The following is a 23,514-nucleotide window of genomic DNA, read 5'->3' as shown; positions in this document are numbered from 1 at the left end:
AGGACAGGAGGGGTTCATGCGGATTGCCGATCTGGGCGACGTGGCGTTGCATTACCGCGAGGATGGCGACCCGGATGGCGCGCCCGTCGTCTTGGCCAACGCGCTGGGAACCGACCTGCGGATCTGGGACGAGGTGGTGGCGTTGCTGCCGCCGGGGCTGCGCGCGATCCGCTATGACAAGCGGGGGCACGGGCTGTCGTCCTGCCCGCCGGGGCCCTATTCCATGGGCGCGCTGGTGCGCGATGCCGAGCGGCTGCTGGATTTCCTGGGCGTGACCGATTGCGTCTTCGTCGGGCTGTCGGTCGGGGGCATGATCGCGCAGGGGCTGGCGGTCAAGCGGCTGGATCAGGTGCGGGCGATGGTGCTGTCCAACACCGCCGCCAAGATCGGCACCCCCGCGATCTGGGCCGACCGCATCGAGGCGGTGCGCAAGGGCGGGATCGCGGCGCTGGCGGATGCCACGATGGACCGCTGGTTCGCGCGCCCCTTCCGCGAAAGCCCCGACTGCCTGCTCTGGCGCGCCATGCTGACACGCCAGCCTGTCGAGGGCTATCTGGGCTGCTGCGCGGCGATCTCGGGCACCGATTTCTATACTCCGACCTCGGGGCTGACGCTGCCGACGCTGGCCATCGCGGGCAGCGAGGACGGCTCGACCCCGCCCGATCTGGTGCGCGAGACCGCGGCGCTGATCAAGGGATCGCGGTTCCACCTGATCCGCGGCGCGGGGCATCTGCCCTGCGTCGACCGGCCCGGGGACTATACCGAGGTCCTGACCGGCTTCCTGAAGGAGATCGGCCATGTCTGACCCCTGCCCCGGACTTGCACGGATCGAACATCCGCGGCGGGGCCTGCCCCCGGTCATGGGCCGCTGATGACCCGCTTCCTGCTGATCCACGGCTCGAACCACGGCGCCTGGTGCTGGCGTGACGTGCTGCCCCTGCTGCGGGCCGCGGGGCACGAGGCGCAGGCGCTGGATCTGCCGTCGGCCGGGGCGGACCCGACGCCGCCAGAACAGGTCACGCTGGCCGATTGCCGCGACGCGGTGCTGGCCGCGCTTGACGGTCCCACGATCCTCGTGGGCCATTCGCTGGGCGGCATCACCATCACCGCCGCGGCCGCCGCCGCGCCGGACAGGATCGCCGCCCTGGTCTTCGTCGCCGCCTGGGCGCCGCGCGCGGGCCAGTCGGCCCGCGACCTGCGGGCGCAATACCGCTGCGAGAACCTGCTGTCGGCGATCCGGATGAGCGCGGACCGCAAGACCTCGGTCTTCGCCGACGAGAACCTCGCGCCGCTCTTCTACCATGACTGCCCACCCGGCACGGTGGACTACGCCCGTGCCCGCCTGACCCCGCAGCCGACCGCGCCGGGTACCGAACCGGCCGCCGCGCTGCCCGCAGGAATCCCGCGCCACTACGTGATCTGCACCGAGGACCGGGTCATCCCGCCCGAGGCGCAGCAGGACATGGTGCGCGACTGGCCGGCCGCGCAAGTCCACCGCATTGAGGCCGGGCACTCGCCCTTCTTCGCCGGGCCCGATAGACTGGCCCAAATCCTGATCAACATCGCCGAGACCCCATGACCAAGCCCTGCATCATCTGCGTCGCCATCACCGGATCCGTTCCCCGCAAGGAGGACAACCCGGCCGTCCCGATCACCGTCTCGGAACAGGTGGAAAGCGTGCAGGAATGTTTCGAGGCGGGTGCCTCGATCGCACATTGCCACGTGCGCAATGACGACCAGACCCCGACCTCGGACCCCGAGCGGTTCGCCCGCCTGATGGAGGGCATCCAGACCCATTGCCCCGGCATGATCGTGCAGTTGTCCACCGGCGGCCGGTCCGGGGCCGGGGCGGCGCGCGGCGGCATGCTGCCCCTGCGCCCCGACATGGCCTCGCTGGCCGTCGGGTCGAACAATTTTCCGACACGGGTCTACGAGAACCCGCCCGATCTGGTGGATTGGCTGGCCTCGGAAATGCACAAATACGATGTGAAGCCGGAAATCGAGGCCTTCGACCTGTCCCACATCTTCCAGGCCGTGAAGATGAGCGGGGACGGACGGCTGGCGAAACCGCTTTATGTGCAGTTCGTGATGGGGGTGAAGAACGCCATGCCCGCGGACCGGCCCAGTTTCGATTTCTACGTCGAGACCCTGAAGCGGATCGCCCCCGATGCCGAATGGTGCGGCGCGGGCATCGGGCGGCACCAGATCGAGGTGAACGAATGGTCCATCGCCGCCGGGGGCCACACCCGCACCGGGCTGGAGGACAACGTGCGGCTGGACCGCGACCGGCTTGCGCCCTCGAACGCGGCGCTGGTGCGCCGGGCGGTCGAGCTGTGTGAAAAATACGACCGCCCCGTCGCCACCTGGACCGAGGCACGCGCGATCCTGGGGCTGCGGCCGGGCTGAGGCGCGCGAAACGCTTTGCCGCGCGCACCCCTCACGGCTAAGCCTTTGTCATACAACGTCAGGACGCGCGCCCCATGAGCCAGCCCAAGACCCGCCTGCCGATCATCTTCATCCTGATCACCCTGATCCTCGACGCCATCGGGATCGGGCTGATCCTGCCGGTGATGCCCGACCTGATCCGCGATATCGAGGGCGTGGGGCTGTCGGATGCCGCGATCTGGGGCGGCATCCTCGCCACCTCGTTTGCGGTGATGCAGTTCCTTTGCGGCCCGCTGGTCGGCAACCTGTCCGACCGCTACGGGCGGCGGCCGGTGCTGCTGATCTCGCTCGCCACGATGGCGCTGGACTATGTCGTGATGGCGCTGGCGGGCTCGATCTGGCTGCTGTTCGCGGCGCGCATCGTCGGTGGCATCACCGCCGCGACGCAGGCGACCGCGGGCGCCTTCATCGCCGATATCTCGCCGCCCGAACGCAAGGCCGCGCGCTTCGGACTTGTCGGCGCGACCTTCGGCATCGGTTTCGTGCTTGGCCCGCTGATCGGCGGCTTTCTGGGCGAGTTGGGCCCCCGCGCGCCGTTCTGGGCGGCCGCGGCGCTGGCCACCGCCAACCTGATCTTCGGGTATTTCGTGCTGCCCGAAACCGTGACCGACCGCATCCGCCGCCCGTTCGACTGGCGCCGCGCGAACCCGCTCGGCGCGTTCCGCGAGATGGGGCGCCTGCCGGGGGTGCGGCCGCTGCTGACGCTGTTCTTCCTCTACGAATGTGCGATGTTCATCTACCCCGCGATCTGGGCCTATTTCACCCAGTATCGCTTTGGCTGGTCGACCGGCACCATCGGCATTTCGCTGGCGCTGTTCGGTATCGGCATCGCCGCGGTGCAGGGCGGGCTGATCCGGGTGATCCTGCGGGTGCTGGGCGAGCGCGGCACGGTCTGGTACGGGCTGTCGTACAATTTCTTGGCCTTCCTCATCATCGGTTTCGTCGACAACTCGGCCGCGATCCTGCTGATGACGCCGCTTCTGGCGCTGGGGGCGGTGGTCACGCCCGCGATCCTGGGGCTGATGTCCAAGGCGGCCGATGACAACCAACAGGGCGAGTTGCAGGGCGCGATCAGTTCGACCCGCTCGGTGGCGATGATCCTGTCGCCCATCGCGATGACGCAGATCTTCGCTGCCTTCACGCGCGAGGGCGCACCGCTGGTCCTGCCCGGGGCGCCGTTCCTGCTGGCGGCCGGCCTGATGATCGCCTGCGCCCTTGTCTTCGTCGCGCGGGCCGACACCCGCGCCCCCGCCTGACCCCGAGGGAGGAGCCCATGCGCCCGATCCGTGCCGCCGTCTGCCGCGCCTTCGGCGCGCCCCTGACGATCGAGACCCTGCACCTGCGCCCGCCCGGCCCCGGCGAGGTCGAGGTGGAGATCGGGGCCGTCGCGATCTGCCAGTCCGACATCTCGATGGCCGACGGCGCCTGGAACCAGAGCCTGCCCGCAGTCTACGGGCACGAGGCCGCCGGCCGCATCGCCGCGGTGGGGCCGGGGGTCACGGGGGTCGCCCCGGGCGACACGGTGCTGGTCACGCTGATCCGCGCCTGCGGCGGCTGCCCCAGTTGCGCCTCGGGGCACCCCAGCATCTGCCGGACCAAACCCAATGACGGCGACACGCCGCTCTTCACCCCGGACGGCCAGCCGGTGCACCAGGGCCTGGATACCGCCGCCTTCGCCGAGGCCGTGGTCGTGCATCACAGCCAGGTGGCGCCGATCCCGCCCGACATGGCGATGGAGGCGGCCTGCCTGATGTCCTGCGGGGTTATCACCGGGCTGGGCGCGGCGGTCAACACGGCGCGGGTGCGGCCCGGCGAGACGGTGGTGGTGATCGGCGCGGGCGGTGTGGGACTGAACGCGATCCAGGGCGCGCGGCTTGCCGGGGCGGCGCGGGTGATCGCGGTGGACATGCGGGCCGACAAGATCGAGGCCGCGCGTGCGTTCGGCGCGACCGATGGGGTGCTGGCGACAGGGGACAAGCCCTGGCGCGAGGCGCGCCAGATCGCGGGCCGCGCCGCCGACGCGGTGCTGGTCGCGGTGGGGTCGGCGGCGGCCTATGACACGGCGCCCCGCTACCTCGCCCCCGGCGGACGGCTGGTGATGGTGGGCATGCCCCATTCCGGCCAGACCGCGCGCTATGAACCGGTGGCGATCGCGCTGCTGGGGCAGGAACTGCGCGGTTCGATGATGGGCGACACGGTGCTGGCGCGCGACATCCCGTGGATCGTCGATCTTTACCGGCAGGGCCGCCTCAGGCTTGATGACCTGGTCTCGGGGCGCTGGAGGCTGGACCAGATCAACGAGGCCATCGCCGACACCAGAACGGGCGCCGCCCTGCGGAACGTCATCGTCGTTGGCCATCCGGACACCGGCCTGCAAGCGGACCGACAGCCCTGATGACCTGACCGCCTCCGACGGCGTCGGTATGCCGCCATGGGGCTGCCCGGCTGCACGACGCAGGGCAGCCATGCCGGAAATTGCCGCGGTCGACCGGCGGCAAGCAGCGGCCGGCACGTTCCAGGACCCATGATCGACGCTGGCGGCCACCACTTCTGGCCACCGGGTCGCATGGCGCAACGCGGGGCTCACGCGTACGATCCTGATGATCGCACGGCAGGCATGCCCATGGAACAGACCACGACGGACCTGGAACTGCACCGCCTCCGTGCCGAATTCGATGCCGACCGGAAGGCGCGGGAAGAAGCCAACCGCAAGGAAGCCTCGTTCATCAAGGCCACCGGCTGGTCGACCTCGCTCATTGTCGCCATCTTTCTCGGGATCCAGATCTACAACTCGGTCTCGCAGAACGCGGTAATGCGCGATATCGAGACCAGAACCGACCGGCTGGTGACGGAGACCGAGCGGAAGGTCGAGGACTATCTCCGGGGTTCGGTGCCGGACTCGGCCTCGATCACCTCGATCGGCAGCGCCGACCCGGACATGCTGACCGCCGTCTTCACGCTTCAGCGGCATCCGACGCTGGCCCGGCTGGAAATCCGGATCGAGGCCCAGGCGGTGGTGCACGGCGCCACGCCGGGCCGACTGCTCGGGTACGAAGTCCGCTATTCCCGCGCGCTGGCCGAATTGCTGGCCAGCGCTGCGCGCAACCAGGAAAGCCGGGACTGGACGATCCGGACGCTGACATCGCCGCGCTACTTCCCGATCGCGGCCGAAGCGGTTCCGGTTGCCCCAGAGGTCGGCTTCTGGATTACGAACGACCATGCGGCGATGACCGCCAGCTGTCGCGACCTGGCACCCATCGTCAGGGGCCTTCGCGACCCGGGCGCGGATTTCGAGGCATTCTTCCGCCCGATCGTGGAACATGTCGCAACGCCGACGCGCGAGGCCCGCTTCGGGCTCAGCTTTGTTGACAATTCGATCTTCCCTTGCACCGACTAGGCTGACGCGCAGTTCTGCCTTGCCGGGGGGACTGGCTGCGGGTCTCACCGCGGTACCCGCCTGCATCCGTCCTGCGCCGCTCCACCGGGGCCGAGAGGCGCAGCCGACTTGCGGGTGCGGGCAGGGCTTTGTCTGGTCTGAACTGGCTTGGGGACGTCCGAAGGACGCGAGGCAGCGCCCCCATGCATAGCCTGCGGTCAAGGGCCCGCGTAGCCCCAAAGGCGGTTATCCGGATCCGGGGACTGACCCCGCCGGGATGACCAAGGCGCGGCCGGTGGAAAACACCACCGGCCGCGCCTTGCGAAGCCCCGGGGAGAGCTTCGTCGACGGCCCCGGCGCGGGGACAGGACAGGGAAACGCGCCGGGGCTGACGTTCAGCGGGTGAGATCGAAGGAAATGTCGGTCTCGCCCAGGGTGCCGGAGTCCGTGTCGAGCTTGTCCAGCACGGTGTCGAGGATCTTGACCAGCACGGTCAGGCCGCCCTGATAGCCCCAGGTGGGGAAGCGGTGGTGATGGTGCCGGTCGAAGATCGGGAAGGTGAGCCGGATCAGCGGGATACCCAGGTCGCGTTCCAGGTACTTGCCATAGCTGCTGCCGATCAGCATGTCCGTGGGCTCGGTCGCCAGGATCGAGCGCATGTGCCACAGATCCTTGCCGGCCCAGACCTGGCAGCCTGCGCCGAAGGGCGACGAGGCCAGCAGCGCCTCCATCTTCTCGACCCAGTCCTTGCCGCCGTTGGTGGCCAGGCAATGGCGCGGCTCGCCGCCGGTTTCCATCACGAAGCGGGCCATCGAATAGACGAAGTCGGGGTCGCCATAGATCGCGTAGGTCTTGCCGTGCAGATAGGACTGGCTGTCGGCCATCGCGTCGACCAGCCGCCCGCGCTCCAGCGTCAGGCTGTCGGGAACCGGCTTGCCGGTCAGTTCCGAGACCTTCATCAGGAACTCGTCGGTGCCGCCCACGCCCATCGGGTAGTGGAAGGCGGCGGTTTGCTGGCCCTTGTCGGCGCACAGTTCCATCGTCTTGCGGGTGCAGTATTCCTGCATCGAGATCGTCGCCTTGGCGTTGACCGCTGCCTTGGCATCCTCAAGCCTGGTGCCTCCCGCATACATCCGGAACTCGCCATCCGACGGCGTGTCGAAGACATCCGACACGTCCGACAGGATCGTGTAGGTCACGCCCATCGCGTCCAGCATCCGGTTCAGTTCGCGGATGTTGCCGACCGCAAAGCCGTCGAAGCCCGGGATGATGTTGATCGCGTCGGTCTCGACCCGCTCGGCATCCTTCCAGAAATGGCCCAGGATGCCCTTCTGCATGTTGTCGTAGCCGTCGACATGGCTGCCGACGAAGGCGGGCGTATGGGCGAAGGGCACGTCGAAATCGGCCGGAACGCTTTCCTTCTCCTTCGCCTGGATGATGAACGAGTTGAGGTCGTCGCCGATCACCTCGGCCATACAGGTGGTCGAGACGGCGATCATCTTGGGCGAATAGAGCGCGTAGGTGTTGGCCAGCCCCTCGACCATGTTGGTCAGACCGCCGAACACCGCCGCATCCTCGGTCATCGAGGACGACACCGCCGAGGACGGTTCCTTGAAGTGGCGCGAAAGGTGCGAGCGGTAATACGCCACGCAGCCCTGGCTGCCGTGCACGAAGCTCATCGTGCCTTCATAGCCTGCCGAGGCGAACACGGCCCCCAGCGGCTGGCAGGCCTTGGCGGGGTTGATGACCAGCGCGGTGCGGGCGAGGTTCTTTTCGCGGTAGTCCCAGGACTTGGTCCAGTCCAGGATTTCCGTCACCTGCGGCGCGGGCGGGGCGTTCTCGTACTTCGCCCGCTTGTTCTTGAGCATCTCCTTGTATTCGGGCTCGTGGAACAGCTTGGCGTGGTCCAGTATCTTGTCTGCCGATTGGGGCATCTGTGCGATCCTTCTTCGGGCCCGTCCGCATTCCGGGACGCCGGCCGAAAGGGTTGAGGGGACGCGGGGGCCACCAGCCCCCGCAAGGGGCCGTCAGGCCGATTTCTTCCACGGCGCGTCGAACAGGCCCCAGACCGGGTTGTTGATGGCCAGGTCCATGTCGCGGGCGAAGATCGCGAAGCCGTCGTAGCCGTGATAGGGGCCGGAATAGTCCCAGCTGTGCATCTGGCGGAACGGGATCCCCATCTTCTGCGTCGGGTATTTTTCCTTGATGCCCGAGCCCACGAGGTCGGGGCGGATCGTCTCGATGAACTTCTCCAGCTCGTAGCCGGTCACGTCATCGTAGATCAGCGTGCCTTCCTTGATGTACTCGCCGGTGCGCTTGTAGTCGTCGCCATGGGCGAATTCATAGCCGGTGCCGACGATTTCCATGCCCAGATCGTGATAGGCGGTGACCACGTGGCGCGGACGCAGGCCGCCCACGTACAGCATCACCTTCTTGCCTTCGAGCCGCGGCTTGAATTTCGCCAGCACGGCGTCGACCAGCGGCTGGTACTTGGCGATCACCTTCTCGGCGTTGTCCTGGATGGTCTTGTCGAACCTGGCGGCGATGGCGCGCAGGCTGGCGGCGATCTGGCTGGGTCCGAAGAAGTTGTATTCCATCCACGGTACGCCATGGGTCTCTTCCATGTGCCGGCAGATGTAGTTCATCGACCGGTAGCAGTGGATCAGGTTCAGCCGGGCCTTGGGCGCATTCTCGATCTCGGCCAGCGTCGCGTCGCCCGACCACGATCCGACCACGTTCAGGCCGATCTCTTCCAGCAGGATGCGGCTCGACCAGGCGTCGCCGCCGATATTGTAGTCGCCGATGATGGTGACGTCATGCGGGCCGGGCTCGTAGGCGGCACCCTCGCCCTTGTCCAGTACCCAGTCGCGGATGCAGTCATTGGCGATGTGGTGGCCCAGCGATTGCGACACGCCGCGGAAACCTTCGCAGCGGACCGGCACGATGGTCTTGCCGATGTCCTTGTTCTTCTTGCGGGCGACCGCCTCGATGTCGTCGCCGATCAGGCCGATCGGGCATTCCGACTGCACCGTGATGCCCTTGGACAGCGGGAACAGCTCGTTGATCTCGTCGATCGTCTTTTCCAGTTTCTTGTCACCGCCGAAGACGATGTCCTTTTCCTGGAAGTCGGTCGTGAACTGGAAGGTCACGAAACTGTCCACGCCGGTGGTACCGGTGTAGTAGTTCCGGCGCTGCGACCAGGAATAGTGGCCGCAGCCGACGGGGCCGTGGCTGATATGGACCATGTCCTTGATCGGGCCCCAGACCACGCCCTTGGACCCCGCATAGGCGCAGCCGCGGATGGTCATCACGCCGGGGACGGACTTGATGTTGGACTTCACCGTGTCGCATTTCGACACGATCTCGGTTTCCCCTTCGGGCACCGCTTCGGCCACGCCCAGGTGCTTGGCGCGTTTCTTGGCCGCTTTGGCGGGATAGGCGGAGAGAACCTCTTCGATCAGCTTTTCGGGCGAGATCGGATCGGGAATGTCTTTAGCCATCTGGCTGACTCCTTCGGGCGGGATGGGGTGGGCCGGCGCACGGGCCGGCCCGCGTGTCTCAGGCCTCGATCGCGGCGATCTGCGCCAGGCGGTCTTCCTCGGACTGCATGATGCCGAAATCCATCAGCATCTCTTCCAGCTCTTCCATGGTGATCGGGGTCGGGACCACGCCCTTGCCCGAGTTGTCGTGGATCTTGCGGGCCAGCTCGCGGTATTCGTTGGCCTGCGAGCTTTCGGGCGCATACTGGATCACCGTTTCACGGCGCAGTTCGGCGTGCTGCACGATGTTGTTGCGCGGCACGAAGTGGATCATCTTGCAGCCCAGCTTGGCGGCCAGCGCCTCGGCCAGCTCCAGTTCGCGGTCGGTCTGGCGTTCGTTGCAGATCAGGCCGCCCAGGCGCACGCCGCCCGAGTTGGCGTATTTCAGGATGCCCTTGGCGATGTTGTTGGCGGCGTAAAGCGCCATCATCTCGCCCGACATGACGATGTAGATTTCCTGCGCCTTGTTCTCGCGGATCGGCATGGCAAAGCCGCCGCAGACCACGTCGCCCAGCACGTCGTAGGACACGTAGTCCACGTCGTCATAGGCGCCGTTCTCTTCCAGGAAGTTGATCGCGGTGATCACGCCGCGGCCGGCGCAGCCGACCCCCGGCTCGGGCCCGCCGGCCTCGGTGCACTTGATGCCCTTATAGCCGACCTTCATCACGTCCTCGAGTTCGAGGTCCTCGACCGAGCCGGCCTCGGCGGCGAGGTGCAGCACGGTGTCCTGAAGCTTGGTGTTCAGGATCAGACGGGTCGAGTCGGCCTTGGGGTCGCAGCCGACGATCAGGATTTTCTGGCCCATCTCGACCAGGGCGGCCAGCGTGTTCTGCGAGGTGGTGGATTTGCCGATGCCACCCTTGCCGTAGAAGGCGATCTGTCTCAGCGCGCTCATGGGGTTCGTCCTTTGCAGCTATCTAGGTTCGGTGTCGCGAGAAGGCGTCGCGGCCCCTCTCGGCCCTCTTGAAGCAGGAAGCGTGCCAAGCCAGGCGAAAAACTTTTATCATTTTAAAACAATAACCTGCATCATACCCGCGCGCAGTATTGTGATGTGTAGAACCCGACAAAGAAGCCACAACCGGCTGTCGCCTTCGCCCCTGCGCCGCTAACCGCCGCGCGCATCTTCCTCCGGGAAAAAATGCTCAAGAAAACGGCCCCCGGATGGGGGCCGCATCAGAAAGGCGCAAGCTCACGGTTTTCAGAGTGTTCAGGCCGGGACCGACACCGCGGCCTCCACCGCGGACAGCGGCAGATCCAGCCGCTCGATCCCCATCTCGTCGAAGAACTTCTCTTCCATCCGGGTCAGCGGCCCCTCGATCACCGCGACATGGCCCTGCCCCGCCCGTTTCGCCACCTGCCGGGCATAGGTGCGCAAGAGCTGGTCGTCGAAGCGGCAGCCGAGAAACAGGAAGGGGCGGCCGGTGCGGCGGTTCTGCACCTCGTCCGGGATCGGGCTCTGGATGTCGATCTCGGTCAGCACCTCGACATAGTCGCTGTCCGAGATCAGGAAGGAATGGCCCGGACGGATCAACCCGTGCGGCTTGTAGACCAGCGTCTCCCAGGCCGGATCGGGGGCCTCGCCAAGCAGCGCGCCGGTCGAGTCATAGGCCAGGGTCCAGATGTCGCGGCTTTCGCCATTGCGGCTGATGCCCTGCACCCAGCCCCAGGTGCCCATGCCCTCGGCCATCGCGGCATCCAGGATCTGGCCGTCATACCAGGCGTCGATCACCAGCGGCGGGCGCGCGCGGACGATCCAGCGATGCAAGGACCCCGGCACGGGCCGCGCGGTGAAGACCTCCTGCACGATCGCTTCCAGCGTCCGGCGGAACCGGCGGCTTTCGACGAACTGGGCGACCGACCACAGGTTGCCCGTGGCCCGTTTCGGCGCCCGCACCTTCGCCTCGATCGCGGCGCACAGATCCGACGGTGAGGCGGGTGCCGCCCCCGGTGACAGCGCCGCGACGCCCGGGCCCAGATAGGGCACGCGCTTGCCCTGGGCGATCTCTTCGATCAGATGCGCGAGGCGGGTTTCGTCCCCCATCACCCCTACTCCACCGACAGCCGGCGTGCCTCGACCGTGATCGGCAGTTTCGGCGCCTCGTCGAAAGCGGGCATCTCGAAGGTCCAGCCATTCGAAAGCCTGGCCCAGCCGCCCCAGACGCCCGGTTTCTCGGATTCGACGACCAGTTCCTCGAGATCCTTCTTGGGCACGTAGACCTCCATGCCCTTGGGCGTTTCCCGGACCATGATCTTCATTGGGCGATCTCCTTTTCAAGGCTCACAAGCTCATCGCGGCGCATGCCGACGATGCTGCGGCTGTCAACGAACTCGACGGCGTAGATGTAAAACTGTTGCAGGAAGGTGCCGATGTCGCGGACATAGCCCACCTCACCTTTGCGCACGACGAATTCGCCGACCTCGCGGCCGGGTACGGTGCCGTCGTTGCGGATGTGTTTCAGGCAGCGCACCTTCTCTCCGGGTTCGAAGGCGGGCGGGCCGTAGATCTCGATTTCGCGGTCATCGGTCGACATCGGTTTCCCTTTCGGCGGAAAGTTCGGCAAGCCGCGCGGCAGCGGCCTCGCGGACGGGCGGTTCGGGGTCGTCGAGCAGGCGCGCGGCAAGCGCGGCACCGGCCCGTTCGGCGACGGCGTGGCGCACCCGCAGGTCCGGGTCGTCGGCCAGAGCCGGCAGTCGCTCGGGCGCCAGGCGGGCCGCGACCGCGCGGCGGACCAGCGGTTCGGGATCGGCCAGCAGCGGGTCGATCCAGCGCAGGCCGATGCGACCGGCCACCAGCGCGCGGATTTCCGGGTCCGGGTCATGCACCAGAAGCGGCAGCACGCCCGGATCGGCACGTCGCGCCGCAACCAGCCGCACCTGGGGATCCGCGTCGGACAGAAGCTGCACGACATCGGCAAACGGCAACCGCCAAGCCAGCGCGAGGCGCACCTCGCGTTCGGGATCGTTCAGCGCGGCGCGGGCCTGCGCCGCGGGCAGGCGCAGCACCGCAACCGCGCGCACCCCCGGGTCGGGATCGTCCAGCAGCGGGCGCAGCCGGAACAGGTTCGCGACCCGCGCCGCGTTAGCCCGAGTCTCGGCATAAGGCGCATCGAGGCAGAGATCGGCGGCCTCGGGGTTCATCACGAAGAACCGCGCGATCCGGGGCGCGTAGCGATCGAAGGCGCAGGACCAGCCCGGCCCACACTGGCGCCGGGCAAGCAGTGCCGCGAACCGGCAGGCGCCGCACTCCAGCGGCCGGCCCTGCCAGTCCAGCGGATCGGGACCGCCCGGCATCGCATCAGGCCGGAACGCAGGTGTTCGGCACCGGGCAGATCGAGGCGCATTGCGGGGCCGCGAACTGGCCCTCGCATTCGGTGCAGAGCGCGGGGTCAATCACATAGGCGCCCTTGCGAAACCGGATCGCCGCGTTCGGACATTCGAATTCACAGGCGCCGCAGACGGTGCATTGCGAGGTGACGATCTTGAAGGCCATCGGAGTCTCCTGGGTTTGAACCGGGGGTCAGGCGCGCCGTGCGGCATCCCGGCCCGTCCGCGCCGTCCTGGCCTCCAGAACCGCGGCGATCGCCGTCTCGATATAGTCCTGTCCAAGGCTGTCGATCGCCTCGATGCCCGCCGCGGCCAGCCTCTTGCGGGGGCCGTCGCCGATCTTGGCGCACAGGACATAGGGCACGTCCGCCAGCACCCGCAGGATCTCCTCCATCCGTTCGCTGTCGCCATGGCCGCCAAGGCAGTAATTGTCCGCCCGGCGATGCCCGACGAAGCGGATGCCGTCGGCATCGGCCTCGTAGATCTGGAATTCCGTCGCGTATCCGAAATGCAGGTTGATCCGGCCCGACCCCCGGGTGCAGACGGCAAACAGGGTGGGCGTTTCGGCGGCGGGAACCACGGCCTCTGCGGCGGCAGCGGCGGCGGCGCGGTCACGGCGTTCCTCGGCCACCCAGACGCGATAGGCTTCGCGCGCCTCGGGGGCGTCCTCGATCACCTCGGGCAGCTTGTCGAGGGTGAACTCCTGCCCGCGATCCTCGCCCAGCAGGCCCACCGCGTCGGCCCGGCACTGGCGGCAATGGCGCATCAGGTTCGCGCCGCCCGCACAGGCGTCCTGCACCTTTTTCAGTTCGGCGCCGGTCGGCCCGCGCTGGCCGGTCAGGCCGAAATGCGTGCCATGCGCCGGGTCCGAGATCAGCGGCATGATGTTGTGCAGGAAGGCGCCCCGCGCTTTCACCGCCTTGTTCACCTCGATCAGGTGCTCGTCGTTGATGCCCGGGATCAGCACCGAGTTCACCTTGACCAGCACGCCCCTCGCGGTCAGCATTTCCAGCGCCAGAAGCTGGCGGTCGCGCAGGATCGTGGCGGCCTCGATCCCCGTGTGCCGCGCGCCCTGGAAGAAGACCCAGGGATAGATGTGCTGGCCGATCTCGGGATCGATGGCGTTGATCGTGATCGTCACGTGGTCGATGTTCATCGAAACGATCTCGTCCACCCGGTCGGGCAGCGCGAGGCCGTTCGAGGACAGGCACAGCCGGATGTCGGGCAGCCGCTCTGCGACCTGTTCGAAGGTGGATTTCGTTCGCTTCCAGTCATAGGCCGCGTCGCCGGGCCCGGCGATCCCGAGAACCGACAATTGCGGCACCTCGGCGGCCACCGCCAGCACCTTGCGCGCGGCCTGATCCGGCGTCAGGCGCTCCGACACGACGCCCGGGCGGCTTTCGTTGGCGCAGTCGTATTTCCGGTTGCAGTAGTTGCACTGGATGTTGCAGGCGGGCGCGACCGCTACGTGCATCCGGGCAAAGTAGTGATGCGCCTCTTCGGAATAGCAGGGGTGATCCTTGACCTTGGCCCAGGTGGCCGGGTCCATGTCGTCCGGCCCGGCCTTGGACCCGCAGGACGAGGCCGAACACCCCCCCTGCCCCATCTCCTTTCTGGTGGCGATCTTCAGGCCGGACAGCGGGATCAGGGGCGAGGACATGGACAGACTCCTTCGGCTTGGATGCTTGCCGAACAGACAAGCAGAAAGCGTGCCAAGCCGTTCGCAACGCCCATGGCTGCCGATTGCGGACCACAGGCGGCGGGGGGCTGTCGGTGCGGCGACAGAGCGTCGGAAACGCGACATTCGCCCTGTCGCCCGGCTGACGACCCGCGTCAGGCCACGGTCAGGCACGGTCGGCTACAAGGGTCCATATCGAGCGGCAGCCCAGCAGCCGGCGACACCGAACAGGAAAGGGAAAAGGATGGACAGAGCAGAGCACTTCGCCGAACGGCACCAGGGCCGAACCAGCGCCGCGGCAGCCCACGGCGCGCCCCGGCGCCGGACACCCGCGCCGATCTGCATGCATGTGCCCGGCGAACGTCAGCCGGACGGGGCCGAGTCCTGCCGGGCGACATGGTGCGATGCACCCTGGTCCTATGGGCAGACCGCCTGCCCCGCCTCGGGCGAATCCTGCGGGGCCTGAGGCCTGCGGGTGTCTCAGAACTTGCGGACCTCGACCCCGTGCTTCTTCAGCGCATAGCCGATCTGGCGCGGCGTCAGGCCCAGAAGCCGCGCGGCCTTGGCCTGCACCCATCCCGCACGCTCCATGGCGTCGATCAGTCGGGCGCGCTCGTCCGCGTCGGCCTCGGCCGTCTCGGCGGCGGCCGGCGGGGCAAAAGCGGCAGGCGGTGGTTCGCCGAACCCCGGCGGCAGCGGCGGCACCGGCGGGCGCTGGCCTGCGCCGCTGTCGATCACCGGCAGCGGCGTGCGCACCGTCGCAAGCCCGCCGATCGGCGAGCGGTCACCCGACTGCATCCGCCACAGTTCGGCCGAGAGGCAGGTGCCCTGCATGCAGGCCAGTTCGCGTTCGTCGATCTCGCTGCCCGAGGACAGCGCGGCGACGCGGCTGATGCAGTTTTCCAGTTCGCGCACGTTGCCCGGGAACTGGCAGCGGGCAAGTTGGGCCATCGCCTGGGGGGTCAGCCGCTTTTCCATGCCGTTCTGGGCGTTGAACCGGTCAAGGAAGGTCTGCGCCAGCGTCGGCACGTCCTCGGCCCGCTCGCGCAGCGGCGGCAGCACGATCGGCACCACGCAGATGCGGAAATAGAGATCGGCGCGGAAATCGCCACGCGCCACCGCCGCCTCGAGATCGCGGTTCGTCGCCGTCACCAGCCGCACATCGACCTTGAGCGTCTTCGCCCCGCCGACCCTCTCGAACTCGCCCTCCTGCAGGATGCGCAGGAGTTTCGCCTGGAACTCGGGCCCGATCTCGCCGATCTCGTCCAGAAAAAGTGTGCCGGTGTCCGCCAGTTCGAACCGCCCCTTCTTCTGCGCGAGCGCCCCGGTGAACGATCCCTTCTCATGGCCGAAAAGTTCCGATTCCAGAAGCGTCTGGCTGAGCGCGGCGCAGTTGACCTTGACGAAGGGCTTGTCGCGGCGGTCCGACAGCGCATGCACGGCCTTGGCGAAGAGTTCCTTGCCCGTGCCGCTTTCGCCGCGCAGCAGGACGGGGGTGTTGGTGCGCGCGACCTTGCGGATCTGCGCCGTCACCGCCTTGATCGCCGGGCTGTCACCGATGATGCCCTTGATCGGCTCGCCGCGCAGCGTGCAGTTGTCGGCGGCGGTCTCGTTGGCGGCGTGCAGGGCCTGGCGCGCCTCCTCCATCAGCCGCTCGCGGTCGCGGGCGACGAGGCGGCGGAACTTGATCGACTGTTCCAGGATCGCGGCCACCATGGTCAGCACTCGCTGATCCTCTTCGAGAAAGCGCATCCCCCCCTCGTCGAGGTCGCGCCACGCGCCGAGCACGCCGATCACGTAGGGCGAATGAACCTGCTCGCGGATCGGCACCGAGGTCAGCGCGAAGCGGTTGTGCGGCGCGCCGGGCGGGATCGCCGCCTCGCCAAGTTCCTCGACCACGTTGCGCGACACCAGCGCGACGCCGGTGCGGAACACCTGCCGCGTCGCCCGGATCGGCAGGGCCCGGGTCTCGGGCGGCGCGCAGGTCGAACCGTGGGTGGTCGCGGCAATGATGAAGGGGTTCACCGGCTTGCCGTCCCCGCCCGACCGGCCCTTGTCGTCCAGCAGCGCAAGCGCCCCCATCCGCAGCCCCATGAACGAGGACAGCACGTTCAGCACAGACGGCATCGCGGCGATCGGGTCGCTGGCGCCGGTCAGGATTTTCGCCGCCTCGCAGACGGTATCCAGCGGAAACCGATCCATCTGCGGGCGCACCGCGGCAAAGGCGGTCCGGTGCTCAAGGGTGGACATTGACATGTGATCCTCGTTTCCAAGGAAATCATCCGCCGCCACCGCGTCCCTGTCCATGGCATGCGGCGGGAGATGCACCAGAATCCCCCGTTTTCCGTACCGGGCGCCGACGCTTTTGTCAGTTTTCCGACATTCCATGCTGCGCTGCCGCATTTTTCGGCAGTCGCGGGGTGCACGTCCGCAGGGCCGCGTGCCGGCGGCCGAGAATCGCGGACGCGGCACCGGGCGCGGTTTCCCCCTTGGGCGGCGGCGCCCTGGCGTGCGCTTCGGGTCCTAACCGATCATCGCCTCGGCACCGTTCGCAAGCGACATCAGGATCGCCACCGTCAGAAACACCGAGAAGGCCCCGAAGGCCAGGCCGAGCACCGTTACCACACCGTCCCGTTCCACCAGACCAACCCCCACGACGAAAAGCGAGATCGCCGGGAACCAGCCACTGCCCGGGATCGGCAGGAACAGGGCAAAGGCGATGATGAACAGCGCAAGACCCAGCAGCGGTTCGTGCCGCGGCGCGAAGATCGCGACCAGCCGCGGACGCAGCGTGTTTTCCAGCCGGCGGGTCACGGGGCGCAGCCCCAGAAGGGTGCGGCGCAGCTTTTGCTGGTCGATCTTCACCCGCGCGACCGGACCGGGCAGGCGCACATGGGGAAACCCGACCATCATCTGCGCCGTGGTGAACAGCACCGGCAGCGCGGTCACAAGCGACGATCCGGGGGGCAGCGGCAGCAGCGTCAGCAGCGAAAAGACCACGATGGCCCAGCCGAAGGACCGTTCGCCAAGCCCCGCCAGCAGGGTTCCAAGCGTCAGGTTGCCCGCCTTGTGCTGCGCGCGCGAGGTCCTGAGGATCGGCATGGACAGGGACGGCCGGCGTCTCTTGCTGGTCTCGCGATGCGGCATTCGGCTCCCCTGGATGTGCCGCAGATATCGCGGCTGACGCTGGGCGATGCAATGGCCATCGCCGGGCCTGCGGATCACGATGCGCCCGAGAGGCGGCGCTTCGCGCAACCAGGCGGAACACGTCGCCGCGCAGATTACCCTGTCCCCTGCCTGGGCGAGACCGACGCAAACCCGTCCTGCGGCCCGTGCGTCGCGGAGTGGGCGTTCGCACGGGCGAACGCCTCGAACTGGTCCAGCGGCATGGGCTTGCCGAACAGGTACCCCTGATACTGATCGCAGCCGATCTCTTGCAGGAACTCCTTTTGACCGATCGTCTCGACACCTTCGGCGATGACGTTCAGACCGAGGGTACGTCCCAGTGCAACCACCATTTCGGCAATTGCCGCATCGTTGCCGTCCTCGGGCAGGTCGCGCACGAAACTCTGGTCGATCTTGAGCTGGTCGAGGGGCAACAGCTTCAGGTAGGACAGCGAGGAATAGCCCGTACCGAAATCATCCAGCGAAAACAGGATGCCGCGGGATTGCAGGGCGGACATCTTCTGGATCGCGTCGCCGATGTTGCGGACCAGGAGGCTTTCGGTGATCTCCAGCTTAAGACATTCCGGCCGGGCGCCAGAGGCGTCGATCGCGCCCAGGACGGTTTCCACGAAACCGGCACCGTGAAGCTGTGCCGCGCTGACGTTGATCGACAGCTTCATCATGGCAAGGGCATCGTTCCGGGCCCAGTCGGCGAGAATTCCCACTGCACGCCGCAGCACCCAGGTGCCGATCGGAACGATCAGTCCGGTCTTTTCCGCGATCGGAACGAACTCTGCGGGGGACACCAGCCCGCGCACCTTGTGCGGCCAGCGCAACAGGACCTCGGCCCCGATCACCTGGCCGGACGCGGTGACCTGCGGCTGGAAGTGAAGCTCGAACTCGCCATGATCGACGGCCGTGCGCAGGTCCGCCTCTAGCGAGGCTTCCTCGGCCACGACACGCTGCATCTCGGGATCGAAGAAACGGACAAGGTTCCGGCCGGCGCCCTTGGCTTCGTACATGGCGATATCGGCCCTTTTCAGGACCTCGTCGAAGCTTTCCAGCGGCGTGGAAAAGAAGGCAATGCCGATACTGGCGGAACAGCTGTGCGCGTAGCCGTCAAGTTGGAAGGGCTCTTCGAAGATCCCCAGGATCCGGTCGGCCATTTCCTCGGCCAGAAAGACCGCATCGCGGTCCGCGTCGGTCTTCAGGCCCGGCAGCAGCACGACGAATTCGTCGCCCCCGAAGCGTGCGACCGTCGCATCCTCGCTGATCTGCAGGGAGATCCGTTCGGCCACCACCTTCAGCAGCTTGTCTCCGACATCGTGGCCAAGCGTGTCGTTCAGCCGCTTGAACTGATCCAGATCGATGAACAGCAGAGCGCCGAATTCACCCGAAACAGCATTCGCGCGCATGGCCTGCACCGTCCGGTCCGTCAGCAGCGGACGATTGGGCAGCCCGGTCAACTGGTCGTAGAAGGCCAGTTTCTTGATCTGCCGTTCGGCCTGCTTGCGGTCGGACACATCATAGAACGTGCCGATCATGTTGGTTGCCCTGCCCTCGTCGCCCAGCACCGGCGACAGCGTAAGCCAGCGCGAGGCGCCAACCCCCATCCCGGCGCAGACGCAGACATCGCCCTTCCAGGGATGACCCTCGCGAAGCGCCCGGGACAGCTCGACGCTTTCGTTTTCCTCGTCGTCCACGATCTCCGAGAACAGCAGCCCGAGCAGGTTGTCCGGGTTGCAGCCCGCAAGCCGCGCCAAGGCCGTATTGACCTGCAGAATCCGCCCGCTCATGTCCAGAACGGCCATGCCTTCCTGGGATTCGAAGGCCGTCGCCGCGATCCGGAGACTCTCGTTGGTTCGGTCGAGTTCCTCAGATTTGGACTTGAGGTCGAGTTCGATGATATGTCTGCGCGAGATCTCGTCCGACAGCTCGGCATTCTTCCGCTGCAGGGTGGCGTGGTGCTTGCGCGACATCTCGTAGACCGTCTGAAGCCGCTCGGCCCGCAACCCCATCCTGGACACGACAAGCGTCGCCACCAGGATCACCGCGGCCAGCGCGAACAGAAAGAGACCGGTGTTATCCTTGTAGAGGCCTGCGAACGCCTCGGTCCTGGGCTTGAGCGTCAACAGCGTGAACGGCGCGCCGGGAACATCGACGACGATCGAGATCCTGTTGCCGAACGGACCGTCCCTGGGCAGCGTCGTGACGATCGAGGGCCGTTCGTCCGGCAGTTGCGACACCAGCGAGAGCAGGTCGACATTCTCCACCTGCTTGCCCGCACCGTCCTGGACATAGTCCCCGGACGCGAACAGGATGAACCTCAGATCCCGGTCTTCGGAAGAGCGGGGGCGGATCGGCCGGGAAAGCCCCTTGAGATCGGCGATCGCCACAAGCGTGCCGCGCAACTTGCCCTTGATCACGACGTTGACGCTGGTCCGCTGGGTCCCCCGCGCGACGTCGATCCCCGGCGCGTAGATCGGCGCGCCCTCGCGCTCTCCGGCCCAGACTTCCGCAGGACCGCTGGCTGCAAGCAGTTCACCGTCGGCGCCGAACAGGGCGATATGCCGGAACGCGACATCTGCCCCATCACCCGTCGTGGCGACATGGTAGCGCAGAAGGGTCTCGATGAATTTCAGGTTGGCGTTCAACCCGTAGAGGCGGGACATCCCGAGGTCGAGGTTGACGAAATAGTTCTCGATCTCCCTGGAGCGGGCCAGCCCCTTCGCCGCATCCCGGAAGCGTCGATGCATCCGGGAAACGTCGACCGCGACGGACCGCTCGCTATCAAGCAGACGCTCCTGGGACACTGCGGCCAGCTTCCTGGCCGAACTCTCCACCTGCCAGGCGGCGATCAGCAGGACGGCCGCAAGGGCGCACGCGACCAGGCTCGGCCAGTGCCGCAGGATCCGTCCTATGCCCGATCGCCGTGGCATCGCGGATCAGAAGAACACGGGAAAGAACGTGCGAATTCCCGGGTAGTACCTGTCCACCAGGGCATCGTAGGTTCCGTTTTCCCGGATCTGGCGCAGGTAGTCGTCGAACGCATCGCGCAGATCGCCGGCATCCTTCGGAAACGCCGTGGCCAGCACCTGCGGCCTGGAGATCGGGCCGAGAATCTTGATCTGCCCCGACCACTGGGCCAGGTCCAGGATCACGTCCGGCACGTCAAGCAGCGTGACATCCGCGGTGCCGTTCAGCATCGCGGGCACCATCTCGTTCAGATTGGTGCTTGCGGTGTATTTGCGAAGGTCGATGCCCTTGCCGGTCAAGCCGTATCCGGACGGGTCGAGGCAGGTCTTCTCCATGACCAGAAGGCTGTTCGAGCCGATCAGCGCCTTGGTCGCCGCGATGTCGCTGCCGAGATCCCCGCTCGGATGGATGGGCGACAACCCGGACCCGGCCGGTGCGACAAGCAAGACCTGCGACGGAAATGTGGGTTCAGAGAAAAGCAGGACCTCCTCCCGCCAGGGCAGAACCGTGAATCCCGTCGAGATCACGTCGCCCCGCACGGGGAAATCCCCCTCGAGCGTGATGCCGTCCGGCGTCGTTACCACGTCCTTGCCCAGCAGGTCGCGGATCACCGAGTAGAAATCCGAGTAGACCAGTTCGTATTCGACACCGATCTGGTCCGCGAACCCGCGCATCAGGTCGACATCGAAGCCATCACCCGCCCCGGTCACGAAATTGGCATACCGAATACCGAGATGCCGTATCTTTCCGCTTTCCCGGATCTCTTCCAGGCTGGCCGCAAGGGCCGGTGACAGCAACGACGTCGTCAACAGCGTGGCGAGCATGCAGCGAAGGATCGGTGCGGAAAGACTCACGAGCATTCTCCCCAAGGGCATTGGCAGGTTGCGGATGGAGTCTTGGCGCACGGGTCTTAACGTCTGATTGGGCCTGGGGTCACAATTGCCCCGTCAAACCGCCCCGCGCGGCGTCAATCTTCGAAGCATTTTTTTCGATTTTGCGGATACAGCGCGCCTTCATGCGCGAATTCTTGTTGATCGGCCCGCGGTGCACCGGATTTCCCTTGCGAGACACCTGACGCGATCCCGGCACCGAGGCTGCCGGTCGACAGGCCGAATGGCGCGGTTTCCGCCCTGCCTTCGCCCGCCGGTGCGTCCCGGGCTGCAACGGGTGCCGCGGCAAGGCGCCGGCCGAAATGACCAGTCAAGGGCAAAGTAAGTCTGCGGGTTTCGCGGGCACGGACTTCAACATCCCGGACGATGCGCGCCGCCAGCGCAGGTGGACCGCGCCCTGTTCGGCACAGCTGCCGACGCCCGTGCCCCGCGGCACCAGCGTCTGTCCGAACCGCTCCGGGTTTGCCGCGGGCGGTCCTCCGGTGTCACCGGCCATCGTTACGGAACGGTCGGTCCGAATGGCCGGACAGGACCATACGGATCCGGCGACCATCTGGCAGGAGTTGTGCGCAAGGGACGCGGCTTCGCCCGGCGGTTCCCTTGCGCACCAGGGCGCTGCCGCCTCAGGCGGCGCGGCGCCGACGGGGGCGCCGGCCCTTTTGCGGGGAAGTGGTCTCGCCTCGCGGCTGCTGGCCCGGATTGCCGCCGCGCCGCCGCTGCTGCCCCACCCCGCCGGCAGGCTTGCCTGCCGCTGCGGGCCGGCTGCCGCTGCCGACCGGGATCTCGATCTTCATCAGCTTCTCGATCTGGTGCAGCAGGTCGGTCTCTTCGGGCGCGCAGAGCGCGATGGCCTCGCCCTCGCGCCCGGCCCGCGCGGTACGGCCGATGCGGTGGACGTAGTTGTCAGGCACCTCGGGCAGGTCGTAGTTGACGACATAGGCCACGCCCGGAATGTCGATCCCGCGCGCGGCGACATCGGTGGCGACCAGCGTGGTCACCTTGCCCTCTCGGAATGCCTTGATCGCGCGGTCGCGCTGACCCTGGCTCTTGTTGCCGTGGATCGAGGCGGCGTTGTGGCCGTCGGCCACCAGCCCCTTCATCAGCTTTTCGGCGCCGTGCTTGGTGCGCGCGAAGACCAGCGTCAGCGCGTCGAGATCCCGCGACAGGATTTCCCGCAGCCGGGCAGGTTTATGGGCCTTGTCGAGGAAATGCACCGACTGGGTGACCTTGTCGGCCGCCTTGCCCGGGGGTGCCACCTGGACCCGGCGGGGATCGGTCAGATAGGCGCGGGACAATTCCTCCATCTGCTTCGGCATGGTGGCAGAGAACAGCATTGTCTGGCGCGGCTTGCCCAGGTTCGGGGCGATCCGGCGCAGCGCGTGGATGAAGCCGAGGTCCAGCATCTGGTCGGCCTCGTCCAGCACCAGATGGCGCACCTGTCCCAGATCAACCGCGCGACGGTCCATCAGGTCGATCAGACGGCCCGGCGTGGCCACCAGGATATCGGTACCCCGTTCCAGCGTTGCGATCTGGCGGTTGATCGACTGGCCACCCACCACGGTGGCGACGCGCAGGCGCGTGCCCTCGGCCAGGGCGCGCAGGCTGTCGGAGATCTGGTTCACCAACTCGCGCGTGGGCGCAAGGATCAGCGACCGGGCGATCCGCGGCGTGGGCTTGCCCGCTTTCGCCAGCAGGTGGTCGATCAGCGGCAGGCCGAAGGCCAGCGTCTTGCCGGTACCGGTCTGGGCAAGGCCGAGGATGTCATGCCCTGCCAGCGCCAGCGGGATCGCCTGCGTCTGGATCGGGGTCGGTTGGGAAAACCCGGCGCGGGTAACGGCGGCGGTCAGGGCCGGCGCAAGGCCGAGGGTCGTGAAATCGGTCAAGGCATATCCTTTGCGATCCGCGCACGCCCCATTGGCCCACGCGGAGGTATGGCGAGCACCGCGCAATCCGCGCGGCACAGGAGGGTCGGCGCGGCCTCTGGACAGGCGGGCGTTTCCCGCATCATCCGGCCGTCGCATCAGGAACCCTGCGTGATGGGAAACTGGTGTCTTGTTGCGCTGATGCACCCCGGTCAGGGCACGGCATGCTCACGCGGCAGCGCAGCGACCTTCACCCATT

22 protein-coding genes are annotated in these 23,514 nt (G+C 67.1%); 7 read left to right on the top strand and 15 right to left on the bottom strand.

Annotation, left to right across the window (positions count from 1 at the left end; translation table 11 throughout):
• The first annotated feature begins 16 nt into the window (after positions 1–16).
• The 6 genes from pcaD to EV655_RS04270 all read left to right on the top strand — a co-directional run bounded on the left by pcaD (position 17) and on the right by EV655_RS04270 (position 5,842).
• Entirely contained in the window at positions 17–805 is a 789-nt protein-coding gene (pcaD, locus tag EV655_RS04295; protein WP_132542203.1) for a 3-oxoadipate enol-lactonase, read from the top strand.
• 66 nt (positions 806–871) lie between these two features.
• Complete coding sequence (locus EV655_RS04290) at positions 872–1,579, top strand: alpha/beta fold hydrolase (RefSeq protein WP_132542201.1); 708 nt, start codon at positions 872–874, stop codon at positions 1,577–1,579.
• On the top strand, positions 1,576–2,406 hold the full coding sequence (locus EV655_RS04285; RefSeq protein ID WP_132542200.1) for a 3-oxoadipate:acetyl-CoA acetyltransferase: 831 nt from the start codon (positions 1,576–1,578) through the stop codon (positions 2,404–2,406). Before EV655_RS04290 ends, EV655_RS04285 begins: the two co-directional genes overlap by 4 nt.
• Before the next feature lie 74 nt (positions 2,407–2,480).
• Positions 2,481–3,701, top strand: coding sequence for a TCR/Tet family MFS transporter (locus tag EV655_RS04280; RefSeq protein WP_132542198.1), 1,221 nt, complete (start codon positions 2,481–2,483; stop codon positions 3,699–3,701).
• A gap of 17 nt (positions 3,702–3,718) precedes the next feature.
• Entirely contained in the window at positions 3,719–4,840 is a 1,122-nt protein-coding gene (locus EV655_RS04275) for a Zn-dependent alcohol dehydrogenase (protein WP_132542196.1), read from the top strand.
• Positions 4,841–5,068: 228 nt separating this feature from the next.
• On the top strand, positions 5,069–5,842 hold the full coding sequence (locus EV655_RS04270; RefSeq protein WP_132542194.1) for a hypothetical protein: 774 nt from the start codon (positions 5,069–5,071) through the stop codon (positions 5,840–5,842).
• A gap of 374 nt (positions 5,843–6,216) precedes the next feature.
• Here EV655_RS04270 and nifK read toward each other — a convergent pair whose 3' ends face one another.
• The 9 genes from nifK to nifB all read right to left on the bottom strand — a co-directional run bounded on the left by nifK (position 6,217) and on the right by nifB (position 14,344).
• Positions 6,217–7,755, bottom strand: a complete 1,539-nt coding sequence (nifK, locus tag EV655_RS04265; protein WP_132542192.1) for a nitrogenase molybdenum-iron protein subunit beta — start codon at positions 7,753–7,755, stop codon at positions 6,217–6,219.
• A 93-nt stretch (positions 7,756–7,848) separates the two neighbouring features.
• On the bottom strand, positions 7,849–9,321 hold the full coding sequence (gene nifD, locus EV655_RS04260) for a nitrogenase molybdenum-iron protein alpha chain (protein WP_132542190.1): 1,473 nt from the start codon (positions 9,319–9,321) through the stop codon (positions 7,849–7,851).
• Between the two features lie 58 nt (positions 9,322–9,379).
• Positions 9,380–10,255: a nitrogenase iron protein gene (gene nifH / locus EV655_RS04255; protein WP_132542189.1), complete on the bottom strand. Its 876-nt coding sequence runs from the start codon at positions 10,253–10,255 to the stop codon at positions 9,380–9,382.
• A gap of 312 nt (positions 10,256–10,567) precedes the next feature.
• On the bottom strand, positions 10,568–11,401 hold the full coding sequence (locus EV655_RS04250; RefSeq protein WP_132542187.1) for an SIR2 family NAD-dependent protein deacylase: 834 nt from the start codon (positions 11,399–11,401) through the stop codon (positions 10,568–10,570).
• A gap of 5 nt (positions 11,402–11,406) precedes the next feature.
• Positions 11,407–11,616, bottom strand: a complete 210-nt coding sequence (gene nifT / locus EV655_RS04245; RefSeq protein WP_132542185.1) for a putative nitrogen fixation protein NifT — start codon at positions 11,614–11,616, stop codon at positions 11,407–11,409.
• Positions 11,613–11,891 carry a nitrogen fixation protein NifZ gene (locus EV655_RS04240; protein ID WP_132542184.1) on the bottom strand — a complete coding sequence of 93 codons (279 nt, stop codon included), beginning with the start codon at positions 11,889–11,891 and terminating at the stop codon, positions 11,613–11,615. The genes nifT and EV655_RS04240 overlap by 4 nt, the downstream gene beginning before the upstream one ends.
• On the bottom strand, positions 11,878–12,651 hold the full coding sequence (locus tag EV655_RS04235; protein ID WP_132542182.1) for a 4Fe4S-binding leucine-rich repeat protein: 774 nt from the start codon (positions 12,649–12,651) through the stop codon (positions 11,878–11,880). Before EV655_RS04235 ends, EV655_RS04240 begins: the two co-directional genes overlap by 14 nt.
• A 4-nt stretch (positions 12,652–12,655) precedes the next feature.
• Complete coding sequence (locus EV655_RS04230) at positions 12,656–12,850, bottom strand: 4Fe-4S binding protein (RefSeq protein WP_132542180.1); 195 nt, start codon at positions 12,848–12,850, stop codon at positions 12,656–12,658.
• A gap of 27 nt (positions 12,851–12,877) precedes the next feature.
• Positions 12,878–14,344: a nitrogenase cofactor biosynthesis protein NifB gene (gene nifB, locus EV655_RS04225; RefSeq protein WP_132542178.1), complete on the bottom strand. Its 1,467-nt coding sequence runs from the start codon at positions 14,342–14,344 to the stop codon at positions 12,878–12,880.
• Between the two features lie 262 nt (positions 14,345–14,606).
• Between nifB and EV655_RS04220 the strand changes: the two genes are divergently transcribed.
• A complete protein-coding gene (locus EV655_RS04220) occupies positions 14,607–14,828 on the top strand; it encodes a hypothetical protein (protein WP_132542176.1) in 222 nt (73 codons plus the stop codon).
• 14 nt (positions 14,829–14,842) lie between these two features.
• Here EV655_RS04220 and nifA read toward each other — a convergent pair whose 3' ends face one another.
• From nifA to EV655_RS04190, 6 genes are all read right to left on the bottom strand, one after another.
• Positions 14,843–16,612: a nif-specific transcriptional activator NifA gene (gene nifA, locus EV655_RS04215; RefSeq protein ID WP_243644983.1), complete on the bottom strand. Its 1,770-nt coding sequence runs from the start codon at positions 16,610–16,612 to the stop codon at positions 14,843–14,845.
• Positions 16,613–16,885: 273 nt separating this feature from the next.
• Positions 16,886–17,464 carry an exopolysaccharide biosynthesis protein gene (locus EV655_RS04210; protein ID WP_243644982.1) on the bottom strand — a complete coding sequence of 193 codons (579 nt, stop codon included), beginning with the start codon at positions 17,462–17,464 and terminating at the stop codon, positions 16,886–16,888.
• 179 nt (positions 17,465–17,643) lie between these two features.
• Positions 17,644–20,466 carry a putative bifunctional diguanylate cyclase/phosphodiesterase gene (locus EV655_RS04205; RefSeq protein ID WP_132542172.1) on the bottom strand — a complete coding sequence of 941 codons (2,823 nt, stop codon included), beginning with the start codon at positions 20,464–20,466 and terminating at the stop codon, positions 17,644–17,646.
• Between the two features lie 6 nt (positions 20,467–20,472).
• The gene (locus EV655_RS04200) at positions 20,473–21,363 is read right to left on the bottom strand and encodes a substrate-binding periplasmic protein (RefSeq protein ID WP_243644981.1); all 891 of its coding nucleotides are present in this window, start codon (positions 21,361–21,363) and stop codon (positions 20,473–20,475) included.
• Positions 21,364–21,470: 107 nt separating this feature from the next.
• Positions 21,471–21,707, bottom strand: a complete 237-nt coding sequence (locus tag EV655_RS04195) for a hypothetical protein (protein ID WP_132542170.1) — start codon at positions 21,705–21,707, stop codon at positions 21,471–21,473.
• Between the two features lie 309 nt (positions 21,708–22,016).
• Complete coding sequence (locus EV655_RS04190; protein WP_132542168.1) at positions 22,017–23,276, bottom strand: DEAD/DEAH box helicase; 1,260 nt, start codon at positions 23,274–23,276, stop codon at positions 22,017–22,019.
• Between the last annotated feature and the right edge of the window lie 238 nt (positions 23,277–23,514).

Source organism: Rhodovulum euryhalinum (assembly GCF_004342445.1).
In the GTDB taxonomy this organism is placed as follows: Bacteria; Pseudomonadota; Alphaproteobacteria; order Rhodobacterales; family Rhodobacteraceae; genus Rhodovulum; species Rhodovulum euryhalinum.
The sequence above is the reverse complement of the archived record's forward strand: the minus strand, read 5'-3'. Positions and strand labels throughout refer to the sequence as shown.

Excerpts from the sequence above, each read along its gene's own strand:
- EV655_RS04280 (WP_132542198.1), top strand. The coding sequence starts at position 2,481 with ATGAGCCAGCCCAAGACCCGCCTGCCGATCATCTTCATCCTGATCACC.
- nifT (WP_132542185.1), bottom strand. The coding sequence starts at position 11,616 with ATGAAGATCATGGTCCGGGAAACGCCCAAGGGCATGGAGGTCTACGTG.
- nifD (WP_132542190.1), bottom strand. The coding sequence starts at position 9,321 with ATGGCTAAAGACATTCCCGATCCGATCTCGCCCGAAAAGCTGATCGAA.
- nifB (WP_132542178.1), bottom strand. The coding sequence starts at position 14,344 with ATGTCCTCGCCCCTGATCCCGCTGTCCGGCCTGAAGATCGCCACCAGA.
- EV655_RS04240 (WP_132542184.1), bottom strand. The coding sequence starts at position 11,891 with ATGTCGACCGATGACCGCGAAATCGAGATCTACGGCCCGCCCGCCTTC.
- EV655_RS04205 (WP_132542172.1), bottom strand. The coding sequence starts at position 20,466 with ATGCCACGGCGATCGGGCATAGGACGGATCCTGCGGCACTGGCCGAGC.
- EV655_RS04200 (WP_243644981.1), bottom strand. The coding sequence starts at position 21,363 with ATGCTCGTGAGTCTTTCCGCACCGATCCTTCGCTGCATGCTCGCCACG.
- EV655_RS04285 (WP_132542200.1), top strand. The coding sequence starts at position 1,576 with ATGACCAAGCCCTGCATCATCTGCGTCGCCATCACCGGATCCGTTCCC.
- nifA (WP_243644983.1), bottom strand. The coding sequence starts at position 16,612 with ATGTCCACCCTTGAGCACCGGACCGCCTTTGCCGCGGTGCGCCCGCAG.
- nifK (WP_132542192.1), bottom strand. The coding sequence starts at position 7,755 with ATGCCCCAATCGGCAGACAAGATACTGGACCACGCCAAGCTGTTCCAC.
- nifH (WP_132542189.1), bottom strand. The coding sequence starts at position 10,255 with ATGAGCGCGCTGAGACAGATCGCCTTCTACGGCAAGGGTGGCATCGGC.
- EV655_RS04270 (WP_132542194.1), top strand. The coding sequence starts at position 5,069 with ATGGAACAGACCACGACGGACCTGGAACTGCACCGCCTCCGTGCCGAA.
- EV655_RS04290 (WP_132542201.1), top strand. The coding sequence starts at position 872 with ATGACCCGCTTCCTGCTGATCCACGGCTCGAACCACGGCGCCTGGTGC.
- EV655_RS04220 (WP_132542176.1), top strand. The coding sequence starts at position 14,607 with ATGGACAGAGCAGAGCACTTCGCCGAACGGCACCAGGGCCGAACCAGC.
- EV655_RS04210 (WP_243644982.1), bottom strand. The coding sequence starts at position 17,464 with ATGCCGATCCTCAGGACCTCGCGCGCGCAGCACAAGGCGGGCAACCTG.
- EV655_RS04275 (WP_132542196.1), top strand. The coding sequence starts at position 3,719 with ATGCGCCCGATCCGTGCCGCCGTCTGCCGCGCCTTCGGCGCGCCCCTG.
- EV655_RS04250 (WP_132542187.1), bottom strand. The coding sequence starts at position 11,401 with ATGGGGGACGAAACCCGCCTCGCGCATCTGATCGAAGAGATCGCCCAG.
- EV655_RS04230 (WP_132542180.1), bottom strand. The coding sequence starts at position 12,850 with ATGGCCTTCAAGATCGTCACCTCGCAATGCACCGTCTGCGGCGCCTGT.
- EV655_RS04235 (WP_132542182.1), bottom strand. The coding sequence starts at position 12,651 with ATGCCGGGCGGTCCCGATCCGCTGGACTGGCAGGGCCGGCCGCTGGAG.
- pcaD (WP_132542203.1), top strand. The coding sequence starts at position 17 with ATGCGGATTGCCGATCTGGGCGACGTGGCGTTGCATTACCGCGAGGAT.